The organism is Aquabacterium sp. A08, from assembly GCF_011742065.1.
In genome coordinates this window covers 1-626 of the sequence record NZ_JAAQQT010000115.1, presented here as the reverse complement: position 1 = coordinate 626, position 626 = coordinate 1, and the positions used below count along the sequence as shown (strand labels likewise).

Sequence of the window (626 nt, the reverse complement as noted above, 5' to 3'; positions counted from 1 at the left end):
CTCTCGCCGATGTCGATCGACGTCAGATCGCCTTTCGCGTAGCCGTTCTGGGTCAAGTCGTACACCCCGAACTTGCCCCCAAACTGGGTGATGGTGGGTTTGCCATCCACCTCAAAGGTGATCGGCGCATTGATGGGCGCACTGGGGGTGTTGTCCGCCGTCACGCCAGGCGTGGTGGCGACGATCTGCAGGTTCAGGCTGGGGACGTTGGTGAGTTTTCCGGCCCCGTCGAACTGCAACCGGCCCAAACTGTACTCGGTGGATCCGGGCGCTCGGGGAATCACGGTTTGACCACCATCCAGGCTGGCGTAAACCTCCCAGCTGTTGTCGGGGATGGTTTCGTCGACACCGGCCGTGGCCGGGTCGTCCGCCCTGGGCGCGTTCTTGACAAAATACAGTTGCACCGGGATGGCGCTGCCCTGCGCGTCGTACACGTTCACCGCCGTGCCGTACTCTTTGGCCGCAGAGCTCAGGGCGTTTGGCCCCGTAGGGCTCGTGATGGTCAACGGACCGAGGGCCTCGGCACGCGCATCCAGGTTGGCGGTGATGTTGATGTTGGTGGTGGCCCGTGGGTCGATCGGCGCCCCCGTGGGCAAGCGCAGGTCTTTCGTTTCCTTGCCGTTGCT

The 626-nt window shown here is 63.7% G+C and carries 1 protein-coding gene; it reads right to left on the bottom strand.

Features of this window, described 5'->3' with window-relative positions; translation table 11 throughout:
• The coding region (locus tag HA630_RS00655; RefSeq protein WP_305792598.1) for a flagellar basal body FlgE domain-containing protein at positions 1 to 626 on the bottom strand (626 nt) is incomplete at both ends.